The following is a 20,931-nucleotide window of genomic DNA, read 5'->3' as shown; positions in this document are numbered from 1 at the left end:
AGGGCGTCCGTGACCAGTAACGCGGCTACCTTGCGCGGCAGTTCCTCGCGCCCGGCAAGCGCCCGGCGCACCGCCACCGACCGGTCCCGGGCCAGCGCCCTGACCGCCGCCTTGGGGGTATTGCCGACGAGGTCACCGCCACCGGCCTCAACAGCAGCCACAGCTGACGCACCGTCCCGGGGGACGAGCGCCGGGTGGTGGCTATGCTGCGGCCCATGGACATAGTGATCCCGCTCTTCGACAACTTCGAGCCGCTCGACGCGATCGGGCCGTACGAGATCCTCGCGTACGTGCCCGGTGCCAAGGTGCGGTTCGTGGCTGCCGAACCCGGCCTGGTACAGGACGTGTTGGGCTCCCTGCCGGTGCACGTCCCGACCCGGTACTCCGAGGTGGAACACTGCGACGTCCTGCTGATCCCGGGCGGGGGCAGCTTCCAGTCCATGGTGGGCGACCCCGCGTTCCTCGACTGGGTATGCAGGATCCACGCGGGCACCCGCTTCACCACCTCGGTCTGCACCGGATCCCTGGTGCTCGGCGCGGCAGGCCTGCTGGACGGTCTGACCGCCACCACCCACTGGGACGCGGCCGCCGATCTGGAGTCGTACGGCGCCACTTACACCCCCGAGCGGGTGGTCCGGCACGACCGCGTGATCACCTCGGCCGGGGTCTCCTCCGGCATCGACATGGCCGTCAGCCTGGCCGCCCTGCTCACGGACGAGGTGACGGCCCAGGCGATCCAGCTCTACACCGAGTACGACCCGCAACCCCCCTTCGACACCGGCTCGGTGGCCAAGGCCCCGGCCGAGGTGCTCGAACGGGCCCGCACCCTGGGCTAGTCGGCAACACCCGCCGCCCCCGGTCAGGCGGCGCGGCAGAGGGCCGTCTGGTCGGCGGGTGCCGTGGTGCGGGCCACGGTCGCGGGCGCGGGGTGCACGGTGGGGGTGGTGGCCGGGGCCTGCGAGCGGTTGCGGGCGAAGACGACGAGGCGCAGTACTGCGAATCGTGCGACGCCGGCGAGTGCGGAGGCGGACAGGTAGACGGCCTGCTCGAGCACCGGGCCGGGTGCCGCCACGAGCTGGTGCAGGACGAGCATCGCCACGCAGGTCACGGCGTAGGCGACGGCCGCGGATCCGGCCGACTGTGCGTGCTGGCGCCAGGTGGCGCGCCCGCCGGTGCCGAAGGTGATGCGGGCGTGGAGCTCGGTGGCGAGGAGCGTGGAGGCCGCCGTGATCAGAGCGTTGGCCAGGGCCCAGGGCATCCAGGAGGCGAGGGCGACCACGGCGAAGCTGGACGCGAGCCCCACCCCGCCGCCGCAGAGCACGAAGCGGGCGAAGGAGGCGAAGGCGCCGGGTGCCACCTGCTGCTCGCTCTGCGCTGTCTCCATGATCCACCCCTTTGACCACTCACTCCGCGGAACGCGAACCCCTCGGCCTACAGGCCCCCGGTCCGTCGTTTCTCATGATGGAAACGCTACGTTGCATTCATGGATCGAGCAACATACTCGTTGCGCGATTTCGCAATATCCGCAGGTAGATGCCTTAATTTCATTGCAACCGACTTGGAGCTAACGCAACAAACAAGACTCTGACCGTTGCAATAGATTGAGGGTGAACGCTATGCCCCAGCGGCGCGCGACGGTCTGCACGGGCTGTCGCTCAGCTCCGTGTCGAGAGCGACGGCCCCCATGCCTGTCGGCTCCGAGGCCGGCAGTCCGGGCCGTGGGCACGCAGGGTGCTCGGGAACCCGCCGAGGATCCCCGCCGTACCGCTGCCGGGACTACGGGACTACGGCATGACCGGCGGTGATGGTCGGGCGGCACCCGCAGCATGCCGTACTCTTGCCGTACCGACGCGGGGTGGAGCAGCTCGGTAGCTCGCTGGGCTCATAACCCAGAGGTCGCAGGTTCAAATCCTGTCCCCGCTACCAACGCACCGGCCCCCTCGACATCCGTGTCGAGGGGGCCGGTCGCATGTCCGGAGTCAGTGGATTCCGCCGGTGTATACCTGCCGGCCGGTGGCGATCCCGGTGCGGGCGGTGAAGGTGCCCTTGCCGGTTCCGCTCCAGCGCCAGACGGCTCCGGCGGTGTCACGGGCGATCAGGTCGGCGTGGCCGTCGCCGGTGAAGTCGCCGATGCCGACCAGGGTGTTGTAGGAGGCGCTGAAGTCGGCGGCTACGAGGGTGCGGCCGGAGAACTTGCCCGTTCCGGTTCCGTACATCCGCCACAGTTCGTTCGCGTTGTCGTGCAGCAGCAGGTCGCCGTGCCCGTCACCGTTGAGGTCGCCGGCCCCGACGATCTCCTTGTAGCCCTTGAACGCCGTGCTGAGGCCGACGCGCGCGCCGAGGATCCCGGCCGAGGTGGTCGGGTAGAGGTACAGCCCGCCGGTCCTGGGGTCGCGGGCGATCAGGTCCGGGCGGCCGTCGTTCGTCACGTCGCCGGGCGAGGTGAGGACGTCGTAGACGTTCCAGCCGGCGCCCAGGACCTTGTGAGCGGTCCCCGGGGTGACGGCCGCCCCGCAAGCGGGGGTGTAGCGACGCATCTCGCCGTTCACGAGCCGCACGAGCACGTCGTTGCAGCGGTCGCCGTTCATGTCGCCCATCGGCACGGGACGGAAGCCGGACGGCCAGCCGCTCCCGGTGACGCTGCCGCTGAAGTTCCCGGTGGCCGGGTTGCCGTACGCGATCCGCAGCGATCCGCCGGAGACCGAGAAGAGGTCTCCGGTCCCGTCCGGGATGTACGCGCCCGTCGCGGTCCTGCCGTTCCAGGACGCCTTCGGCCGGGCGGCGACGGCTCCGCCGGAGACGGTGTGCAGCAGCCTGCCGTTGAGCGCCGTGACGGCCAGGGACCAGGAGGTCAGTGGACGGTTGAGCAGCCACACCGCATCGAGGGTGCCGGTGCCGTCGGTCTGGGACTGCAGGGACACCAGTGCGCGCGGGGCCACGCCCGCGTGACGGACGTGGGTCTTCTCCGTTCCGTCGATCCACGCGACCAGGCCGGTCGCCTTGTCCACGGTCCAGCGGAGCCGGCGGTCGTACCCGTGCCCGGTCTCGGCGTCGGGGAGGACGCCCGACAGGGCCCGGGTGGCGCCGGTGGCGTTGGTGGTCACGACCAGTTTGTCCGCCGCAGGGTCGTGCAGAACGGTGAAGCCGTCGGAGACATCCACGATGCGGCCGTCGCCGGAGAGCTCGTCGAAGTCCATGGTCTTGCCGTCGAAGGTGTACAGCCGGTCGGCGTGGCCGTTGTCGGCCTTGCCCAGCATGGCGTCACCGCCGCTGCCGGTGTCCGCCCATACCTGCCCGCAGTCCACCACCGCGAGGCATTCGATCAGGTCGTCGCGGCCCGCGGTGCGTGCGGAGGCGCTCAGCCCGGCCGTCGGGTGCGTGGAGATCTGCCAGGTCTGCGTGTGCAGGGCGGAGTCGTTGCCGTCCTCGTATTCGACGACCCGCAGGGCACCCCGTCCGAGCGAGATACCGGTCTTCGGGAACTCCTGTGCCCCCGGAGGGAGCGGCAGGACCGTGGCGGCCGACGGCGGCGTGGTGGTGCCGGGCGCGGTGAAGCGCTGGACACCCCAGGCGGCGGCGCCGGAACCACCGACGGCCAGGGGGCGGCCGCCGGGCGCCGCGAACAGCCCGGGGTAGGCGCCGGGCAGGACGGAACGGCCCGGCCCGCCGGTCAACGGCAGGGCCACGACCTCGGGCAGCGGAAACGGCTGCTGCAGCAGGAGCCAGTCCCCGGCAAGGGCTGCCGCGCGGGTGTTGATGTAGGGATCGGCCGTGAAGAGCTTGGCTGCGGAGCCGAGAGCGTTGCGGGCCTTGGTGACGGCCGCGCTTCCCGGTTCGAACAGGCCGACGCGCGTGGCGCTGAGGAGCAGCTGGTCGTCTTGGTCGAACGTGTCCACGACGGGGGTGAGGGCCGCCGTCGCGAAGTCGAGGTAGCCGACGAACGACGAGTCGCCGTCGACGGCGTACCAGACGGCGGCCCGGTCTGGTCGGCGATCCCGGAGAGGAGCTGCGCCCCCGCGGGTGCGGTCACGGCCCGCTGCCGCCGCTGGCCGTTCACCACGTCGATCAGGTAGCCCGCGCCGGTCTCCGGGTCGTCGGCGCGGACCGTACGCCCGAGGGTTCCCGCGTAGGTGAGACCGTTGAGCTGCACCGTCACGGGCGGGGTGCCGTCGGCGTTCCAGAGCGTCACGGACTGCGGGGTCCAGGACGTGTCGCTCGGCAGGGCGACGACGTCGGCGCCGGTGCCGTACCAGTCCGACGGGCAGGCTCTGGAGTGCGTCCCGCACACGCCCGTGAGGACGGCGGGAGTGCCCTGCGGGGTGGTCGCGACCGACGTGTCGCCGTCGGCGTAGCGCGTCCACAGGGCCCGGGTGCTGCCCTGCGGCCGGTGCAGAATCCCGTGGGGCCGGCGGAGAGGATCTCCTCCCGCGCGGGATCGGGACGGGCCACCGGGCTGTCGAGGACGAGTTCGGTGACCGGACCGGCGGTGGACACGGCCACCGCCGGAGGTATGGCTGTGGCCAGGGCGGCCAGGGACACCAGCGTGGTCAGGCCACGCTGGAGCACAGCGGAGTTGCGCACGATCCCCTCAGACAAGTGCATGTGGGGCGGGACGGTGCAGAGCGGTGGCACCTGCCGCCCGGCCTCCTGCATGCGGAAGTGGCGCGATCATATCCGCACGTCCCCCGCCCTTTGCGAGGTACCTGGAGGGTCCGGTTCCGGGCGGATCCCGCCACCGGAGGACTCCCCTGCTCGCCCGTCGCGATCACCGCCCGGGTGCCGATGGGTGAGCAGGAGAGCCGGCCCCGTCAGAAGATGCGCTGGCCGGGCGTGAGGACGCCGTCGGGGTCGTAGCGGTGGCGCGCAGCCTCGAACTCGGACCAGAAGGAGCCGAAGTGGCGTACCCAGTCGTCCTTGGTGAGCGGCACCGAGCCGATCGGGTACCAGCAGCCGCCCGCCTCGCGTGTGGCGTCGTACTGGACGCGGTTCGCGGCGACCATCTCCTCGGCGGAATCCGCCCCCGGGGAAGCGGTCTTGAGGAGGGAGAAGAGGTAGACGAGGTCCTCGTCCGGCATGACCGGGAGCGGGGTGGTGCGCTTGGCGGTGAGGACGGGGTAGAGCAGGATGACCGCGGTGGCGCCGATCGCGTTGGCCTTGAGGCCGGAGAGCGTGTCCGTGACGACGGCGTTCACGGTGGATGCGGGGAGCAGGCTGTCGTACCAGGGGTGGGGCCGCTGCCACTCGCCCATGGACCTGAACACCTCCACTCCCGGCGCGATCCGGTTGAGGAAGTCGAAGTAGGGCACGTCCTGGGCCTCTGCCGTGGCGTGGCCCAGGTCGTCCGTGAGCCGGGCGTCGTCGGCTGCGGTCCCGTCGTAGGCGGCGGCCTCGATCATGTAGGTCCAGCCGTCCGGGGTGGGCAGGGCCTGGCCGACGAGGTAGTCGAAGCGTCCTTCCCCGATCAGCTTGGCCTGCTGCGCGGTGATGGCCTCAACGGTCGGGTAGGTCAGGACGTAGTGCCGTACGGAGCGGGGCGCGGGGACCAGGGCGACGGTGGCGCGGGTGATGATCCCGCACTGTCCGAGGCCGCCGAGGACGGCGCGGAACAGCTCGGGACGCACGGTGGGCGAGCAGGTGGTGATCTCGCCCTCGCCGGTGACGACCTGGAGTTCGCGCACGTTGTCGACCTGGGTGCCGTAGCGGCCGATCTGCCCGCCGAGGCCGCCGGCCGACAGCGTGCCGCCCACGGACAGTTCGAGGTAGTCGGTGAAGGCCGGCGGGGTGAGGTCGCGGGCCAGGGTGGCCCGGACGAGGTCGCTCCACAGCACCCCGCTCCCGACTATGGCGGTGTCGTCGTGGATCTCGATGGTGTCCAGGGCGCTGAGCTCGATGACGAGCCCGGAGGGGACCTGCGCCTGGCCGTTGGTGGAGTGTCCCTGGCCTCGCCCGGCGACCTTCAGTCCGTGCTCCCGGCAGTGGCGGACCATCGCGGCGATGTCCTCGGCCGAGCCGGGCCTGAGGACGGCGGCGGGCTCCTGGCGGACAAGGCCGCCGAAGTCGGTGGACGCGGCGTCGAGGGCGGGCTGGTCGAAGCGCAGCTCGCCGTCCAGTGCGGGAACCGAGCCGAAGGGATCGCCGGCGCCGGGGGCAGCGGCGGGGTCCGGCTGCGGGGTGGGAAGGTGGGACGTCACGCTTACTCCAGATCAACTCGGGTACGAGGGGCCGCCCCCCGGTCTCGTTCGAGTCGGGGGCGGCGGTGCGCCCGGCCCGCAGCACGCACGGTCGCTCCGGGCGCCGACCTGCTTCCTGCACATTGTGGTCGTACTCGCGCCAGAAGATCCACTTGCCGGTGATGTCGAAATGAGTTCGGCTCAGGCCGGCGACGGCGCCGGGCGCCGTGGTCGGCAGTGGAAGCAGCCGACTGCGGCGCCCGGAGCGCGGTCAGGAAGTGCGCTTCAGGGTCCAGGTGTTGGGGTTGAAGCTGGGGACGGCGGAGTAGCGACAGCCGCTCGAGTAGTAGGTGCTGGTGATGGTCCAGCCGGCGGGCGGCCACGTGGAGGCGCAGGCGTTGACCTGGGTGCCGACCGGGTAGCCGGTGAGGTTCTTGATCTGCTTGGTGTTGGGGTTGAAGCCGGAGCCGCATCCGCCGCTGTTCCACCACTGGGTGTCCACCCAGCCGGCCGGGGTGAGCGTGCTGGAGCACATGGTGAGCGTCTCGCCGGCGGCCGAGGCGGGGCTCGCGGTGATGGCGAGCGCGGTGACGGCTGCGGTGGCCAGAGCGGCGGCGTAACGGGTGCGGATCACGAGAAGTTCCTTTCGGCACACTGGGTTCGCCGCCGACCGTCGGCGGGCCGTGCCAGGCGCCGCGTCATTGCTATCCGACCAGGTCAGGCTGCAGACAGTCACCTTTTGGGCATAACTCTGCAGCAATTTAAAGCCGTTGCGGTCGTGCTGTCCCATTGAGGCCGGTACCAGGGCTGAGCGAGTCCGGGCGGAGCGACCTCCGCCGCCCGATCGGCCGCTCGAACCGTGTCGCCGAGCCCGCCGCCGGTGCCGGCGTGGAACCGTCTGCGCATGACCGAAGGCTCAGCACCACACATCTCCCCGGCGCGCATCACCGTCCTGGGCGTTCAACCCGGCAAACCACCGTTTCGCATCGTGGAGGTCGACGGCGAATTCGTCGGCAGGGCGACATCGATGACGGACTTGCTGGTGATCGCCGCGGAGGCGGGGGTCCCGATCCATGACCTCGACGACCTCGACGTGGTCCGGTGGGTCGGAGGCGGCAAATTCCACTGGATGCCGTCCTGAAGGGGATGGCGCCGCCGACCTGCCGGGTTTCCGTCGCCGTACGGCTGTGGAATCGTGGCATCCCCCTCACTGGTCCGGACCTGATGTGGAGGATCGATGCGGAGCACCACCGTCTTACCGGGGACGCCCTGTGTCTCGCCGCACGCCGGGGAGCCGCCCCTGCACCGGCTGGAGCTGGCCGCGGCGGGAGCCGTGCCGTTCGCCGCCGGGTCGTTCGACGACGTGGGACCGCTGTCCCGGACGAACCACCCGCACCGCCACACCTTCTACGAGATCGTCCACGTCACCGCCGGCTCGGGCACCCACGTCGTCGACCTCGCGGGGTGGCCGGTGCGGCCACCGCAGCTGGCCGTCATCCTGCCGGGACAGATCCACTGCTGGCAGGACCAGCGGGGGCTCGACGGCACCCTTGCCCTGTTCACCGAGGACTTCCTCGTCGACCACCCCGGCGACCGCGAACTCTGCCGGCGCCTGGGGAAGACCGGCTGGTTCGACCTGAGCGAGGAGGAGCACGAGCGGACCGGGCGGCTGATGGCGGAGCTCGCCGCGGAGTACCGGCAGCGGGCCCCGGGGCACGAGAGCGTACTGCGCGCCCTGCTGCACGTCCTCGTCGTCCGGGCGGCACGGCTGCTGGTCACCGGTGGCCGGGGCGGCCCCGGTGACCGGCAGCCGTGCCGCCCGGCCTTGGCCGATGCCTTCGTCCGGCTCGCCACCCGGCGGGAGGCGTCCGCCTGGTCGGTGCGGGAGTGCGCAGAGCGGCTGGGCGTGACGGCGGGCCATCTCACCCAGACCGTGCGCGCGGCCACCGGCCGCAGCCCGGGCCGCCTGCTGATCGAGGCCCGCGTCCACCACGCCCAGCGCCTGCTCGCGCACACCGAACTGCCGGTACGGCAGGTCGCCTCGCGCGTCGGATTCGCCGACCCCGCGTACTTCTGCAGGTTCTTCCGGCGCGAGACCGGCAGCACCCCCGGCGAGTTCCGAAAGCACCACAGTCGCCGTCGCCCGTCCATCGCAGCGCCGGAGAAACGCGCCTAGGTTCATTGCCGATCCGACGGCCCACGAGGAGCAGGCATGGACAAGGACCCCCACCCCCCCGCAGCCCGGACAGGCCCGGCTCGTCCCCCGCAAGACGGTGCTGCGCGCTGCGCTCGCGGCCACCGCAGCAGTCCCCGTCGCCCTCATCGGCGGCTCGGCCCCGGCCCGCACCCTCACCTCCGGCGGCACGGCCGTACCGCTCACCCCGGCCTGTGACGAAGGCGACGATCCCACGCCGGAGCAGACCGAGGGCCCGTACTTCAAGCCCAACTCGCCCAGGCGCACCAGCCTGCTGGAGCCCGGCATGCCCGGCACACGGCTGACGGTGGCCGGCTACGTCTTCGGCAGGGCATGCCTGCCGGTCGCCGGTGCCCTGCTGGACTTCTGGCAGGCCGATGCCAACGGCGCTTACGACAACGCCCGGTTCCGGCTGCGGGGCCACCAGTACACCGACTCGCGCGGCCTCTTCGCGCTGACCACGGTCGTCCCGGGCCTCTACCCCGGCCGCACCCGGCACATCCACGTGAAGGTGCAGGCACCGGGCCGCCCGGTGCTGACGACCCAGCTCTACTTCCCCAACGAGCCGCGCAACAACACCGACACGATCTTCGACCCGCGGCTGCTGATGACCGTGCGCGATGTCAGCGGCGGGCGCGAGGCCGCCTTCGACTTCGTCCTGGACGTCCCCCAGGACCCCGGCCCCGGACCCTCGCCGACCGGTACCCCGCCGTCGGGCAGCGCCTGGGCCGTGGGCACCGCCTACCGGGAGGGCAACCGGGTCACGTACGCGGGCCGCGGCTACGTCTGCCTCCAGGCCCACACGGCACAGCCCGGCTGGGAGCCCCCGTCGGTCCCGGCCCTGTGGCGTACGGCCTGAGCCTCTCGGAAACCCGGGAGCGATGCGTCAGGGGGCGAGGGCCGGGGCGGCGGCCTCCCAGGCGAAGCCGTCCGGGTCGGTGCAGGGGCCCGCGCCGCCGCCGATGACCAGGCGGTGCGAGCCCGTGCCCTCGAGCGGCACGCCGACGTCCTTCGCCAGGGCGCGGCGCCGGTACAGGGCGAGCTTGAGCGGGCCGGACCCGGCGTCGAACTCGGCGTACACGCGGCCGAAGCTCTTCGCGACCGTGAGGCCCTGGGCGGTGTAGAAGCGCTTGCTGGCGGCGACGTCCGCGACGCCCAGCAGGAGGACGATCTCGTCGACGGTCCCGGTGGCGGGGCCGGTGTTCTTCTTCGCCGAGGTGGCGATCTTCCAGATCGTCCCGTCGGGGGCCTGGACCACGGCGCCGTAGCCCCACAGCGACTTCGCGGCGGGCTTGAGTGATGTGGCGCCCGCGTCGAGGGCCGCGCCGACGAGCCGGTCGACGTCGGCGGGCTGGGAGACCGTGAGTCCCAGGATGAACCCGCGGAAGCCGGCCGTGGGTGCCTCCGAGGAGCGCAGGCGTACCTGCGTGTCCAGGCCGAAGGCCTCGGTGTAGAAGCGGTGGGCGGCCGTGGTGTCGGCCACTTCGAGGGTGACGGATTTGATGGTCTTCATGTCCTTCACGCTAGTGAGGGTCATGGCGCGGGCGCTTCTCCGATCCTGACCGATGCGGCGCCCGGTTGTCGGTGCGGCCGTGCACAATCGCCGCAGTGACACGGACCGGTACGACGGGCAGGAGTGGAGATGGAGGGCTTGTACACGCTGCGCAACGCGGCGAACGGGCTGGTGCTGGCGACGGAGGGCGGGCGCTCCGGCAGCGGTTCCCGGGTCCGCCTGGTGCCGGACACCGAGGGCGCACAGCGCTGGCGGATCGCCCCGGTGCACGCCGGGGCGGGGATGTTCCACGTGGTGCACCCGGACAGCGGCAAGAGGCTGGACGTGGCGGGCGCCTCGACGGAGAGCGGTGCGCGGGTGCAGCTGTGGGCGGCGAACGGCTACGGCGCCCAGGAGTGGCTGGCCGAGGACCACCTCGACCAGCCCGGGGTGGTGAGTCTGATCGCCTGCGTCAGCGGACTCCCGCTGGACGTGGACGAGGAGGGGCGGGCCCGGCAGTGGGAGGAGTCGGATTCCCCGACGCAGGGGTGGCGGCTCGAACGGGTGGGCACGGGCCGCGAGTAGGCTCCCCGCCGGCGGCCCCCTCCGGTCCCCTGCGCCCGCCGGGGGCGCCTCCTTATGGGGGACGCTCCCGGAAGATCCTGTTCAGCAGCATCGCAGCGAATGGGCTCGTACGATCACGCTCACATGCCGAACGTGCCGAGCATGTCGGGCATGTCGAACGGGCACACCGGAAGAACGTCACCACGGAGGGGAACCATGTCAGGGATTTCACGGCGCTCGCTGCTGGGGTATTCGGGGACTGCGGCAGCCGGAGCGGCGCTGAGCGGCACGGGGGCCGCGGAGGCGGCCGAAGCCGGGGCACAGACGCCACAGTCCGCGCCCTCGTTCCCTCCGGGGACCCAGTTCAAGGGCAGGACCTCCCTCCCCGGGTACGAGGGGGAGCTGTCGGTCACGTTCAGCGTCGCGATGGTGGACGCCGCGGCCACCCACGAGCTCGCGCCGATCGAGATCGCCAACGCGCTCAGCCAGCTCGCGCAGCAGCGCGGCTGGTCGCCGATCACCTTCTACGGCACGCCCGCGCCCGCCCCGCTCACCTCCTGAGCGGCCGCGCCGGGCGGCGGCGGGCTGCCGTCGCCCCGCGCGGGGGCCGCCCGGGTGGGTGGCCGCGTAGTTGTAGACGAGCGAGACGTCGCTGATTCCGTCGCCGTTGGTGTCGTGGGCGGCGGGCGGCGGCTCGCGCACGGTGCCGACGACGTGCGTGCCGGCCGCGTAGTAACCGTCGACGGCGGTGTTGATCGCCTCGGGGGTCAGGGCGGCGTCGTAGAAGGTTTCCACGGGGTGCTCGCCGCCGGCGACGTCAGGCTCGCGGCGCGAGCCAGCAGTGCGGCGGCCAGCGGCGCACCGCCTTTGCGCCCGGCGCGGCGGCGGGGTTGGGGACGCGATCCATCAAGACTCCGCGGATAAATGGAAATTGATCGAGCATAAACGTCGTATCTCTATCGTGAAGTCTGCCGGATATTCCGGTCGGCATGGCATCCCTCGGCAGGCCCGGCGGCTTCGGTATTGAGTGGATGAGGAAATTCCGGATCACGGTCCGGCGTCGGCGCCCGGCGGCAGGATCCGCTGAGCTGCGTTCCCCCGTCCTTCTCGGTGGCAACGGCAGAGGCGGAGAGGAGCGTCGCCGCGGCGAGGGTCCCCCAGAGGGCGCCGGAGCCGCGGGGTGCGAGAGCGGTGATGACCGCCGGGGAGACGGCCAGGCCGAAGCCCGTGGAGAGCTCGAAACGGGCGAGGGCGCGGCCCAGGACACGGGCCGGGGCGAGGGCCGTGACCAGCGCGGTGGCACTCCCGGCATAGATGATCTCGCCGATCGTGCAGACCACGGACACCGCGGCGACGGCCGGGGCAGCCCAGCCGTGTCCGAGTGAGGTGGCCCCGAGGAAACCGAGGTAGGAGACGGCGAGTACCACGCCGGCGAGAGCCAGCACGGTCCGCCGGGGGAAGCGGGACATCAGGACGGTGACCGGAACCTGCAGGGTGACCACCAGCACGGTGTTGGCCACGAAGATGGCCGCCGACCACACCGGGGAGGCGTCCAGCTGTGTCACCAGGACCAGGGGGAGCGCGATTTCGGGGACGTTGAGGCAGAAGACGTAGATCACGTTGGCGGCCAGCAGCCAGCGCATCCGGGGCGCGGGCCCGCCGGCACCGTCCTCGGCAGGGACGGCGGCCGGGTGCGCGTGGACGCGGACCGACCACGCCAGGGCCGCAGCAACGAGATAGGCGAGCCCGGTGACGGCTGCCAGCGCCTGCAGCGCCGTGGCGCCGCCCGCCAGGCATGCGGTGGCGAGGAGCGCGCCCGCGCCGAGGCCCGCGTTGCGCAGGGCGCGGCCTGCCGCGAGGGCGGTGTCGCGTTCCCGGCCGTGGGCGACCGTGGCCACGAGAGCCGCGTGGGCGGCCGGCCATGCCTGGTTGCCGATGCCCAGGAAGAGCGCCGCCGTCGCGAACGGCCAGACGTGCCCCGCCGGGGTGGCCAGCAGCAGCACCACGCCCAGCACGCGCACCAGCATGGACGCTGCCACGACCGTGCTGCGTGCGCCCCGGTCCAGCCATCGGCCCACCGCGGGCATGCACCCCAGACCCACCACGACCCCGGCCGTCATGGCGATGCCGGTGGCCGGTGCGGACAGCCTCAGCACCATCACCCCGTAGAGCAGCAGAAAGGGCCGCAGCAGGCCGGTGCCGAGCGCGTCCACGGCCAGGGCGACGGCGTAGCGGGGGCCTCCGGAGGCGCGGACGAGGGCGTGGGGCTGGATCTTGGTGGTGGGCATGGCGTCAACGGTGCGTTCGGCCCGCGGGTGCGGGTACGCCGGTTGACGAAGTCCGTCAACCGGCGTCCGTCGCCGACCGTGCGGTCAGTGATGATGGCGGGGTGACGTTGAGGATCGACATCAGCGGCCCGCCGTCCGAGCGACTGCGCTTCGCCGCCTCCCCGCTGGCCGAACTGACCGCAATGCTGCACGTGCTGGCCGAACCCGGGCACCATCCGCAGCTCGCCGGCTGGGCCGGGGACGTCTGGGCCGGGCTGCGGCCGGAGCTGGCCGAGCGGTTGCGGGAGGCGGAGTTCCTCTGGCGTTCCTCACAAGCCGACTTCCTGATCCCCGCCCGGCCCCGTCCGACCCTCGCCGAGGAGCTGGACGACGTGGACGGGATCGACGACGAAACGTACGTGACCGCCGCGCTCGTCACCACCTGCGGCAGCAACCGGCTCCACTTCGCCGCGCCGTCACCGCTCACCGACGCGACCGCGCGCGAGCGGGCCCTGGACCTGGCACAGGCGCGCGGGGGGCGGCAAGAAGCCTTCGCGGAGCGGCTGCTCGCGGACCCGGCCGCGGTCCGGGCGCGGGTGCGCCACACCCTCGAACAGTGCGCCGAGGCGTTCTTCGACGCCGCCTGGGCGGGCGTCGCCGTGCAACTGGCCACCGACCTGCGCCTGAAGAACGACCTGCTGGACCGCCAGGGCATCCGGGCGGCACTCGCATCGGTCTCCGGCGCGGTCACCCTGGCACCCGACGGCGACTGCATCGTCGTCGACAAGCTGCAGGACAAGGCGACCACCGCCCGCGGCTCCGGGGTCACCTTCATCCCCAGTGTCTTCGGCCGCCCGCACCTGGTGGCGGTCCACGCGCCCGGGTGGCAGCCGGTGGTGCAGTACCCCGTGGCCGAGCCGGGTCCGTCGGAGCCGGTATCGCTGGAGACGGTCACACGACGACTGGAGGCACTCGCACATCCGGTACGGCTGCGGCTGCTGCGCACCCTGGCCCGCGGCCCGCACACCACCGGTGAGCTGGCTCACGCCTGGGAACTGTCTGCGCCGGAGGTCTCCCGCCACCTCGCCGTCCTGCGCCGTGCGGACCTGCTCACGGCCCGGCGGCAGGGCCGTTACGTCCGCTACACCCTCAACCTGCCCGATCTGACGGCGCTGGGGACCGACCTGCTGGCGGCCGTACTGCGCTGACCACCGCCCGCTTCCCGAGTCCGCGCGCAGCCCGGGGTATCCGTACGGTGACCTGCCGGGCCCGGGTCAGCGGGTGCGCAGTACGGTCCCCCGGCGTTCGAACTCCAGCAGGGCTTCGACGTCGGTCGCGGCCTTCGGGCCGAGCTCACGCTCCAGGAGCCACAGCGCCGCGTCGATGCCCGAGCTGACTCCGCCCGCGCAGACGAGGTCGCCGTCGTCCACGACGCGCGCGTCCCGTACGTCGGCGCCCAGGTCGCGCAGGTCCTGCTTGGCACGCTGGTGGGTGGTGCAGGGGCGGTCGCCGATCAGGCCCGCGGCGTGGAGGATGAAGACCCCGGTGCAGACCCCGGCCACGGTGAGGCCGGGGCGTACCGCGCGGCGCAGCGCGCGCGGCAGGACGCCCTTCTTGATCTCGGCCCAGACGCCCGGCCGGTCGCGCTGCCGGTAACCCCCGCCGAGCACCACGATGGCATCGGCGGCGAGCGGGTCCCAGGCGCCCGGCACTTCGATCTCCGTGCCGAAGGAGGCCCGGACCCGCCCCGGCCGGCCCGAGGTCACGAGGGTGGGCACCACCGGGCGGCCGAGGGCCGCTGCCAGCGCGAAGACTTCGAGCGGGCCGAAGAGATCGAGCTCCTCGACTCCGTCGAACGCGACGAGATGGACCCGCAGGGGCTTGTCGGCCGTGGTCGGCTTGTCCGCCGTGGTCGCCTTGTCCGCCGCGGCCGCCGGGCCCGCGTGGGCCCACCCCGTGGCGCCGGCCGCGCCGGTGGCGAGCGTGGTGGCCAGCAGTGTCCGTCGGTTCAGCTCGGTCATGCACAGGTGGTCGCGGCCACGGCCCCGCGAGTTCCTGCCCGTTCGTACGGGAGTGCGGGGCTGTGCAACGGACCTTGCGGGCGACTCTCGGTTGACACCCGTACTCCTCCGAACAGGTGACGGTCCGTGACCTGCCGCCGCCCTTGTCCCATCCTCTTGTCTCGGGCTCCGGAGGACTTCTCGCGCCCCGATGCCGGCGGGATGCGCCCCGGACCGGCGTTCCGGACAGCGGAGGCGGACATCTGTGAATCTCGACGACGTGGTCAGCTGCGAGATCCATCCGACCATCGGCATCGCGCGGGTGGGCAACAGTCCCGCGGAGTTCTTCATCGGCCCCGAGCGGCCGGGAGTCGCGCCGGAGCCCCGCGGCGGTTTCAAGGACGCGGCCGGGCGGGTGAAACGGCAGGCGGCCCGGTTCCGCGTGTACGGCTACGACAAGGACGGGAACGTCCTGGGCGAGCTGACGGCGGACGAGGCCGGGATCTCGTGGACGGTCGAGCTCGCGAACGCCAAGGCCGACTGGTTCAAGTTCCTCGGCCGCTTCCAGGACGCGCCGGAGGACGGACCGGGTGACCCGCGCAACCGGCGCAACGCGGAGGTCGACGTCGACGACCCCGAGGCCCGCGCGCGGCTTGTCGTCAGGCCGGGCCCCCGGACCGTGACCGGTCCTTCCCAGGACGGCACCACGGCGCGGTTCGACACCGGCACCTTCCTCGGCAGGACCGTGCCGCTCGGGGAGCTGCGCACCGACGAACGGGGACGGCTGCTGGTCCTCGGCGGGTTCGGCCACTCCGGGACGACGGCGGCGGAGAATCCGATCGTCCACTACGCCAACAACGACTACTGGTACGACGACGTGTCCGACGGCCCGGTGACCGCCACCGTGACCCTCCGCGCCGGCACCGGCGGCAGCGGCGGGGAGGGCGGCGCGGGCCGGACGCTGCAGGCTCGTTCCGCGTGGGTGGTCGTCGGCCCGCCCGACTTCTCCCCCCACACCACCAACCTCGTCACCCTTTACGACGTGGTCGCCGAGACCCTGGGGTACGGGCAGGAGGAGCAGGTCTCGTTCACCCGGCACGTCTACCCGATCCTGCGGCGCATCAGCGACTACCAGTGGGTCAATGCCGCGGCGCTGAGAGGGCACGGCGAGGGTGAGACCGGCCATTTCACCGCGCCGGGGATGCTCCGGGAACTCGCCTCGGCTTCGCCCCGCAGCAAGGCGGTGCGCAGGAGCGTCTTTGAGCGGCTGCGCAACCCGGAAGCGGACGTCGCGGAAGCCACCTCCTGGTACATGCCGCAGCTCGCGGGCGACGACGGGGACCCGGTCGACGGCCGGCCGCGGACGTGGATGACGCTGCTGCCGGGGCAGTACGAGCGCATGCGGCGCTGGGCCGACGGCGATTTCGCCGCCGACTGGACCGGCAGTGAGCCCGTACCCGAGGAGCCCGCGCCGGCGCAGGAGCCGCACGCCCTGGTGGAGGCGGCTCTGGAGGCCTGCTCCGGAGGCCCGTTCTACCCCGGCATCGAGATGACGTACACCGCGGGGCTTCCGCAGACGTGGTCGGGGCCCTTCCGCGTACGTGAGGACTTCGCGCCGGGCGACCTGACGAAGTACATGGCCCTGCCGTGGCAGGCCGACTTCTACGAGTGCCACACCCACTGGTGGCCCGCCCAGCGGCCCGACGACGTGTATCCCGAATCCCACTTCCTCGCGCTGGTACGGGCTGCGGGCGATCAGGCCCCGGGCGGGGACGGGCAGTTCCCCTTCCGGCAGCCCTGGGCCCGCGGGGTGGGCCAGCAGGTGGTCTACAAGCCGAAGCTGGTACGCAGGCCCGGCGAGAGCGAACCTGCGTACCGCACCCGCGTGGCCGAGCAGTGGAAGCGGATCCGCGCGCACGCCGGCGACAACGACATGGTCGAGCAGTGGAGCAGGCTGGGCTTCGTGGTCCCGCGCCGCGCTCCGGACGGCAGCCGCGCACTGGTCGAGACCGAGCGCTCCGTTCACGTCGGGCTCAGCGACCGCGAGTGGTTCTACACGCTCCAGCATCCCGACCGGTTCCCCGAACAGGTCAAGGCCTCGCGCGAATTCGTCCGCAAGGTGCTGTCCGACGCGGTGGCCGCCCAGAACGCCCCCAGTGCGCCGCAGACCCTGCGGCCCTTCCGCTACACGCGGGAGAACCTGGAAGAGCGGCTCGACCTCATCTACACGCAGCTCGCCCAGGAGGCGGACGCCTACGACGCGGCCGATCCGCGCAGGGACCCGCTGTTCCGCGCCCGGGGGTCGGTCGTCGAACGGATCCGCCAGATGGCTCCGTTCAACCTGCTGGACGGCGTCTGGCTGCGCAACATCACCCCGGCGAAGCCGATCGACGACGTACACGCCCTCCTGTTCACCATCTGGAAGGAGGAAGTCGGCGACGGCGACCCGGCACTGAACCACTCCAGCCTGTACCAGAACCTGCTGGAGCAACTGGGCATCTTCCTGCCGCCGGTGGATTCCCACGCCTTCTCCGCCCTGCCCGAGCTGCTCGACTCGGCCTACACCGTCCCCGCCTTCGAGCTGGCCATCTCCCTGCATCCCGAGGAGTTCTTCCCGGAGCTCCTCGGCATGACGCTGCACCTGGAGTGGGAGATCCTCGGCGTCGTGCCCATGGCTAAGCTGCTGGACCACCACGGCATCGACGCGCGCTTCTACCGCATGCACATCGGCATCGACAACGCCTCCCACGGGCACGGCGCGCTCGCCCGTGACGCCATCGTGCTGCACCTCGACCAGCTCTACGCCGCCGGAGGCGACGACGCGGTGCAGCGGCAGTGGCAGCGCATCTGGAACGGCTACGTCGCGTTCCAGACCACGGGAAACCTGGGCGAGGACCTCGCCTCGCTGCTGCTCCGGCCGCCCAGCGTCGAGCAGCGGCTGACCAGGATCATCGAGGCCAAGGCCCGCTGGGCCGCGCGCAACCACGAGGAGAAGATGCTGGGAGGCAGCCAGCTGAACGACTGGTTCGCCGACCCGCAGGGGCTGCTGGGGGCTCTGAGCACGTCCGACTGGGTCACGCCCGGGGATCACAAGCGGAGCAAGCTCTTCGAGCTGTTCGCCTGGGACGGTCCCATGTACAAGGTGTTCGACGAGGAGGAGACCGCCCTGTGGCGGGAATGGATCGACGCCCTCGGCCGGCAGCCGTCCGCGCCGCGCACCTTCTCGCCGCTGGAGTCGATGGTCCTCCTCACGGACGCCGTGCGCGCACGCCCAGACGGCCTGTTCGCCGGAGGAGGTTCCGTGGTCGGGCCGCAGCCCGGCAACCCGGAGCACCTGGTGGAGCGGTCGGCCGCCTGGTGGTCCCTGCAGCCGACGGAGTCGCTGCTGGCGGCCATCGCCCACCCCGCCAACCGCACGGGGCTCGCCGAACGCCCCCGCAGTACCCCCGTCGGGTCCGCAGCGCCGGCGGCAGAAGGGCAGGCACCTGCGCAGGACGGCAGTGACTTCGTCCGCGCGTTCTTCGCTTCGGCCGACGGGCCGGAGCTCGCGGAAGGACTGCCCGTCACCGGCAGCCCCCAGGAGATCGTGGACGACTGGGTCGAGGCCGGCTGCCCGCTGCCCGACAGCCAGGTCCCGGTCGTACGGGTGAGCCTGGCGACGCGCCAGCCGGTGGACGAACCCGACAGCCCGCTGCGCCTGCGGATCCACGGCATGGGCGGCATCCACTGACCGCGGCGGGCTCGGGCGCCGACGTCCTCGTGGCCGGGGGCGGGCCGGCCGGAGCGGCCGCCGCCCTCGCCCTCGCCCGCTCCGGCGCCGAAGTCGTCCTGGTCCACCCGCGGTCCGCGCCCGGGTGGCGGATCGGGGAGAGCCTGGCGCCCACGGCACGCACGCTGCTGGACCGCCTCGGAGTGCTGGACCGGGTCGCCCGGGACGGCCACCTGCCGTGCTACGGCAACCGCTCGGCATGGGGCGGGGCCGCCCTGGCCGCATCGGACTTCATCCGCAGCCCCTACGGCCCGGGCTGGCACCTCGACCGGGCGCGGTTCGACGCCTCGCTGCGGGCCGCCGCGCTGGCCGCCGGTGTACGCCGGTACGAGGGCAGCGTCACCGGGCTCACGCGCGCTGGGAACCACTGGCGGGCCGACGTCCGCGGGGACGAGATCACCGCGCCGTACGTCGTGGACGCCACGGGGGCCCGGGCGCGGCTCGCCCGCCGGGTCGGCGCTCGCCGGGTCCACACCGACCACCTCGTGGCGATCGCCGCCGTCCTGGCGGACACCGGCCGGAGGGACGCCGGGTGCGGTCCGTCCGAGGACGGCACCGAGCACACTTCGCTCGTCGAGTCCGCACCCTTCGGCTGGTGGTACACCGCGCCCCTGCCGTCGGGTGAACACGTCGTCATGGCGGTCACCGATGCCGATCTCGTCGGGGCGGCGGGCCTGCGCACGCCTGACGGCTGGCAGAGCACGCTCGGCCGCAGCCGGCACGTCGGGGCCCGGCTGGGGCTGTCCGTACGGGCCCTGCCGCCGCAGCGCCTCGCCGTGCTCCGGGCCGGTACCTCCCGCGCCCTGCCCGCCGCCGGCCCCGGCTGGGCGGCGGTCGGCGACGCGGCCGGCGCCACCGATCCGCTCGCCGCCCGCGGGATCACCGCGGCACTCGCAACCGGCATCGCCGCTGCCGACGCACTGGCCGCGGATGCCGGCGGCGACGGGGACGCGATCGGCTGCTACGCCGATCTCGTCGCCGACGTCCACAGCGAGTTCCTGGCTGCCCGCTCGGCCCACTACGGGGCCGAAACCCGCTGGGACACACCGTTCTGGACCCGCCGCCGTGCTACGGGTCAGCGGGTGTGAGTCGGCCAGGGGACGTCGGTTTCGACGGCGGCGGTGTAGTCGACGCCCGGGACGGAGAAGCCGTAGAGGCGGCGCACTTCGTCGCTGAACCAGTCGAGGTCGGCGAGTCCGGTGATGGTCTCGCTGGTGGCGGTGCTCCAGCGTTCGGCTACGGCGTCCTGCACGGCGGGGTCCAGTTCCCAGGTGTCCAGGCGGACCCGGCCCTCGTCGTCGAGGCCGAGGGGGTGGGATCCGGTCAACTGGTCCCACAGTTGCACCAGTTGGCCGATCGGGGCCACCATGGCGTCGCCGAGGACGCCGCGCAGCAGCCCGACGTACAGGGCGATGCCGGGGATGGCGGTGGAGGACTGGGTGACGGCGGCGGCGTTGACGGAGGTCACGGCCCGGCCGCCCAGGGTCTTGCCGAGACGCTCGTCCAACGTGCGTGCGGTGGCTTCCAGATGGGCCTTCGCTGCGCCGATGGTGCCCTGCCGGTAGATCGCCGCGGTGAGCGGCGAGCCGATGTAGGACAGGGCGGCGGTGGTGAAGCCGTCGGCCAGCAGGGACCGGTCGGCCAGGAACGTGACCCATCGTTCCCAGTCGGCGCCGCCCATCACCGCCACGGTCTGCTCGATGTCGTCGCCCTCGGCCGGTGCGGTGGTGACCTCCTTCACCTCCGGGGCACCGGACCCGTCGAAGACGAGGGTCTTGGTGGTGTACGGCGAGCCGATCGGCTTGAGGACCGAGGCGTACACGTTGCCGGTGTCAGGGTCGGTGCGGCGGGGCGCGGCCACCGAGTAGACCAGGAAGTCGAGTCGTCCCCCGAACCGCTCGGCGAGGAGGTCGGCAACCTGCTCCTTCACCGTGTCGCTGAACGCGTCGCCGTTGAGGAAGACCATGTCCCGCCCGTGCTGTCGGGCGAGCCGGGCGGTGGCGGCGGTGCGGTACCAGCCGGCCGTGCCGGTGCGCCGCGCGGGCGCCTTCTCGAAGCACACGCCGATGCCCCGGATGCCGACACGGGCCAGGCCCGCGATGGTGGCGGCGAGGCCGTATCCGGCGGACGAGCCGATGACCAGGGCCACCGGCCCTTCGCCCCCGGCGGGGACCGGGCCGGGGACGGCCTGCCACATCTCCTCCACCAGCTGTCGGCAGCCGCCGGGATGGGAGTCGAGGAAGAGGAAGCCCCGGCTCTTGGGCGCAATGACGCGTTCGCTCACGGTGTGGTGCCCCAGGTGTCGTCACGGACAAGGACGCGGCGGCCGCCTCGGCCGCCCCGTGGTGCAAGTCTGCGGCGCAACGGCCGAACACGATGATCTTGACCTGTACAACGATGTCCAGCCGCGCTTGGAGGGTTCCCACTGGTTCGGGCGGGGGGAACCGGCGGCGCCCGAGTCCCCCCGCGCGAGGG

The 20,931-nt window shown here is 72.4% G+C and carries 18 protein-coding genes and 1 tRNA gene; 11 read left to right on the top strand and 8 right to left on the bottom strand.

The features are described from left to right. The first annotated feature begins 215 nt into the window (after nucleotides 1-215). On the top strand, nucleotides 216-836 hold the full coding sequence (locus tag ACZ7H1_RS20505; RefSeq protein WP_470788438.1) for a DJ-1/PfpI family protein: 621 nt from the start codon (nucleotides 216-218) through the stop codon (nucleotides 834-836). A gap of 23 nt (nucleotides 837-859) precedes the next feature. Here ACZ7H1_RS20505 and ACZ7H1_RS20500 read toward each other — a convergent pair whose 3' ends face one another. Next, nucleotides 860-1,384 (bottom strand): GtrA family protein, encoded by a 525-nt coding sequence (locus tag ACZ7H1_RS20500; protein WP_470788436.1) that lies wholly within the window; start codon nucleotides 1,382-1,384, stop codon nucleotides 860-862. Nucleotides 1,385-1,849: 465 nt separating this feature from the next. Here ACZ7H1_RS20500 and ACZ7H1_RS20495 point away from each other — a divergent pair. Beyond that, a tRNA-Met gene (locus ACZ7H1_RS20495) sits at nucleotides 1,850-1,926 on the top strand. A 53-nt stretch (nucleotides 1,927-1,979) separates the two neighbouring features. Here ACZ7H1_RS20495 and ACZ7H1_RS20490 read toward each other — a convergent pair. Continuing rightward, complete coding sequence (locus ACZ7H1_RS20490; protein ID WP_470788434.1) at nucleotides 1,980-3,896, bottom strand: FG-GAP repeat domain-containing protein; 1,917 nt, start codon at nucleotides 3,894-3,896, stop codon at nucleotides 1,980-1,982. 243 nt (nucleotides 3,897-4,139) lie between these two features. Here ACZ7H1_RS20490 and ACZ7H1_RS20485 point away from each other — a divergent pair, with 243 nt between their 5' ends. Then, nucleotides 4,140-4,352, top strand: a complete 213-nt coding sequence (locus ACZ7H1_RS20485) for a hypothetical protein (protein WP_470788433.1) — start codon at nucleotides 4,140-4,142, stop codon at nucleotides 4,350-4,352. Between the two features lie 456 nt (nucleotides 4,353-4,808). On the opposite strand, the gene ACZ7H1_RS20480 is transcribed toward ACZ7H1_RS20485, so the two are convergent. Beyond that, nucleotides 4,809-6,191, bottom strand: coding sequence for an FAD-binding protein (locus tag ACZ7H1_RS20480; protein WP_470788431.1), 1,383 nt, complete (start codon nucleotides 6,189-6,191; stop codon nucleotides 4,809-4,811). A 250-nt stretch (nucleotides 6,192-6,441) separates the two neighbouring features. Beyond that, nucleotides 6,442-6,804: a hypothetical protein gene (locus ACZ7H1_RS20475; protein ID WP_470788429.1), complete on the bottom strand. Its 363-nt coding sequence runs from the start codon at nucleotides 6,802-6,804 to the stop codon at nucleotides 6,442-6,444. A gap of 270 nt (nucleotides 6,805-7,074) precedes the next feature. On the opposite strand from ACZ7H1_RS20475, the gene ACZ7H1_RS20470 reads away from it, so the two are divergent. The 3 genes from ACZ7H1_RS20470 to ACZ7H1_RS20460 all read left to right on the top strand — a co-directional run bounded on the left by ACZ7H1_RS20470 (nucleotide 7,075) and on the right by ACZ7H1_RS20460 (nucleotide 9,223). Then, nucleotides 7,075-7,311: a hypothetical protein gene (locus ACZ7H1_RS20470; RefSeq protein WP_470788427.1), complete on the top strand. Its 237-nt coding sequence runs from the start codon at nucleotides 7,075-7,077 to the stop codon at nucleotides 7,309-7,311. A gap of 96 nt (nucleotides 7,312-7,407) precedes the next feature. Continuing rightward, a complete protein-coding gene (locus tag ACZ7H1_RS20465) occupies nucleotides 7,408-8,346 on the top strand; it encodes an AraC family transcriptional regulator (RefSeq protein WP_470788425.1) in 939 nt (312 codons plus the stop codon). Nucleotides 8,347-8,350: 4 nt separating this feature from the next. Further along, nucleotides 8,351-9,223, top strand: coding sequence for a dioxygenase family protein (locus tag ACZ7H1_RS20460; protein ID WP_470788472.1), 873 nt, complete (start codon nucleotides 8,351-8,353; stop codon nucleotides 9,221-9,223). A 27-nt stretch (nucleotides 9,224-9,250) separates the two neighbouring features. Here ACZ7H1_RS20460 and ACZ7H1_RS20455 read toward each other — a convergent pair whose 3' ends face one another. Continuing rightward, nucleotides 9,251-9,877, bottom strand: coding sequence for a glyoxalase (locus tag ACZ7H1_RS20455; RefSeq protein ID WP_470788470.1), 627 nt, complete (start codon nucleotides 9,875-9,877; stop codon nucleotides 9,251-9,253). A gap of 129 nt (nucleotides 9,878-10,006) precedes the next feature. On the opposite strand from ACZ7H1_RS20455, the gene ACZ7H1_RS20450 reads away from it, so the two are divergent. Both ACZ7H1_RS20450 and ACZ7H1_RS20445 read left to right on the top strand, forming a co-directional pair. Further along, nucleotides 10,007-10,441, top strand: coding sequence for an RICIN domain-containing protein (locus tag ACZ7H1_RS20450; RefSeq protein ID WP_470788423.1), 435 nt, complete (start codon nucleotides 10,007-10,009; stop codon nucleotides 10,439-10,441). 195 nt (nucleotides 10,442-10,636) lie between these two features. Then, nucleotides 10,637-10,981, top strand: a complete 345-nt coding sequence (locus tag ACZ7H1_RS20445) for a twin-arginine translocation signal domain-containing protein (RefSeq protein WP_470788421.1) — start codon at nucleotides 10,637-10,639, stop codon at nucleotides 10,979-10,981. A 395-nt stretch (nucleotides 10,982-11,376) separates the two neighbouring features. On the opposite strand, the gene ACZ7H1_RS20440 is transcribed toward ACZ7H1_RS20445, so the two are convergent. Then, nucleotides 11,377-12,708, bottom strand: a complete 1,332-nt coding sequence (locus ACZ7H1_RS20440) for an MFS transporter (protein ID WP_470788420.1) — start codon at nucleotides 12,706-12,708, stop codon at nucleotides 11,377-11,379. Nucleotides 12,709-12,809: 101 nt separating this feature from the next. Here ACZ7H1_RS20440 and ACZ7H1_RS20435 point away from each other — a divergent pair, with 101 nt between their 5' ends. Next, nucleotides 12,810-13,895 (top strand): DUF5937 family protein, encoded by a 1,086-nt coding sequence (locus ACZ7H1_RS20435; protein WP_470788418.1) that lies wholly within the window; start codon nucleotides 12,810-12,812, stop codon nucleotides 13,893-13,895. Nucleotides 13,896-13,961: 66 nt separating this feature from the next. On the opposite strand, the gene ACZ7H1_RS20430 is transcribed toward ACZ7H1_RS20435, so the two are convergent. Further along, the gene (locus ACZ7H1_RS20430; protein WP_470788416.1) at nucleotides 13,962-14,708 is read right to left on the bottom strand and encodes a DJ-1/PfpI family protein; all 747 of its coding nucleotides are present in this window, start codon (nucleotides 14,706-14,708) and stop codon (nucleotides 13,962-13,964) included. A gap of 244 nt (nucleotides 14,709-14,952) precedes the next feature. On the opposite strand from ACZ7H1_RS20430, the gene ACZ7H1_RS20425 reads away from it, so the two are divergent. Together ACZ7H1_RS20425 and ACZ7H1_RS20420 are read left to right on the top strand one after the other, a co-directional pair. After that, on the top strand, nucleotides 14,953-18,417 hold the full coding sequence (locus ACZ7H1_RS20425; RefSeq protein WP_470788414.1) for a LodA/GoxA family CTQ-dependent oxidase: 3,465 nt from the start codon (nucleotides 14,953-14,955) through the stop codon (nucleotides 18,415-18,417). Nucleotides 18,418-18,446: 29 nt separating this feature from the next. Then, nucleotides 18,447-19,544: an NAD(P)/FAD-dependent oxidoreductase gene (locus tag ACZ7H1_RS20420; RefSeq protein WP_470788413.1), complete on the top strand. Its 1,098-nt coding sequence runs from the start codon at nucleotides 18,447-18,449 to the stop codon at nucleotides 19,542-19,544. Here the strand turns inward: ACZ7H1_RS20420 and fabV are convergent. Then, the gene (gene fabV / locus ACZ7H1_RS20415; protein ID WP_470788411.1) at nucleotides 19,532-20,740 is read right to left on the bottom strand and encodes an enoyl-[acyl-carrier-protein] reductase FabV; all 1,209 of its coding nucleotides are present in this window, start codon (nucleotides 20,738-20,740) and stop codon (nucleotides 19,532-19,534) included. The two genes, ACZ7H1_RS20420 and fabV, sit on opposite strands and share 13 nt — an antisense overlap. Nucleotides 20,741-20,931: the final 191 nt, after the last annotated feature.

This window comes from Streptomyces sp. NPDC037401, from assembly GCF_055602345.1.
Note: the sequence above shows the minus strand (reverse complement) of the source record. Positions and strands in the feature narration are given on the sequence as shown.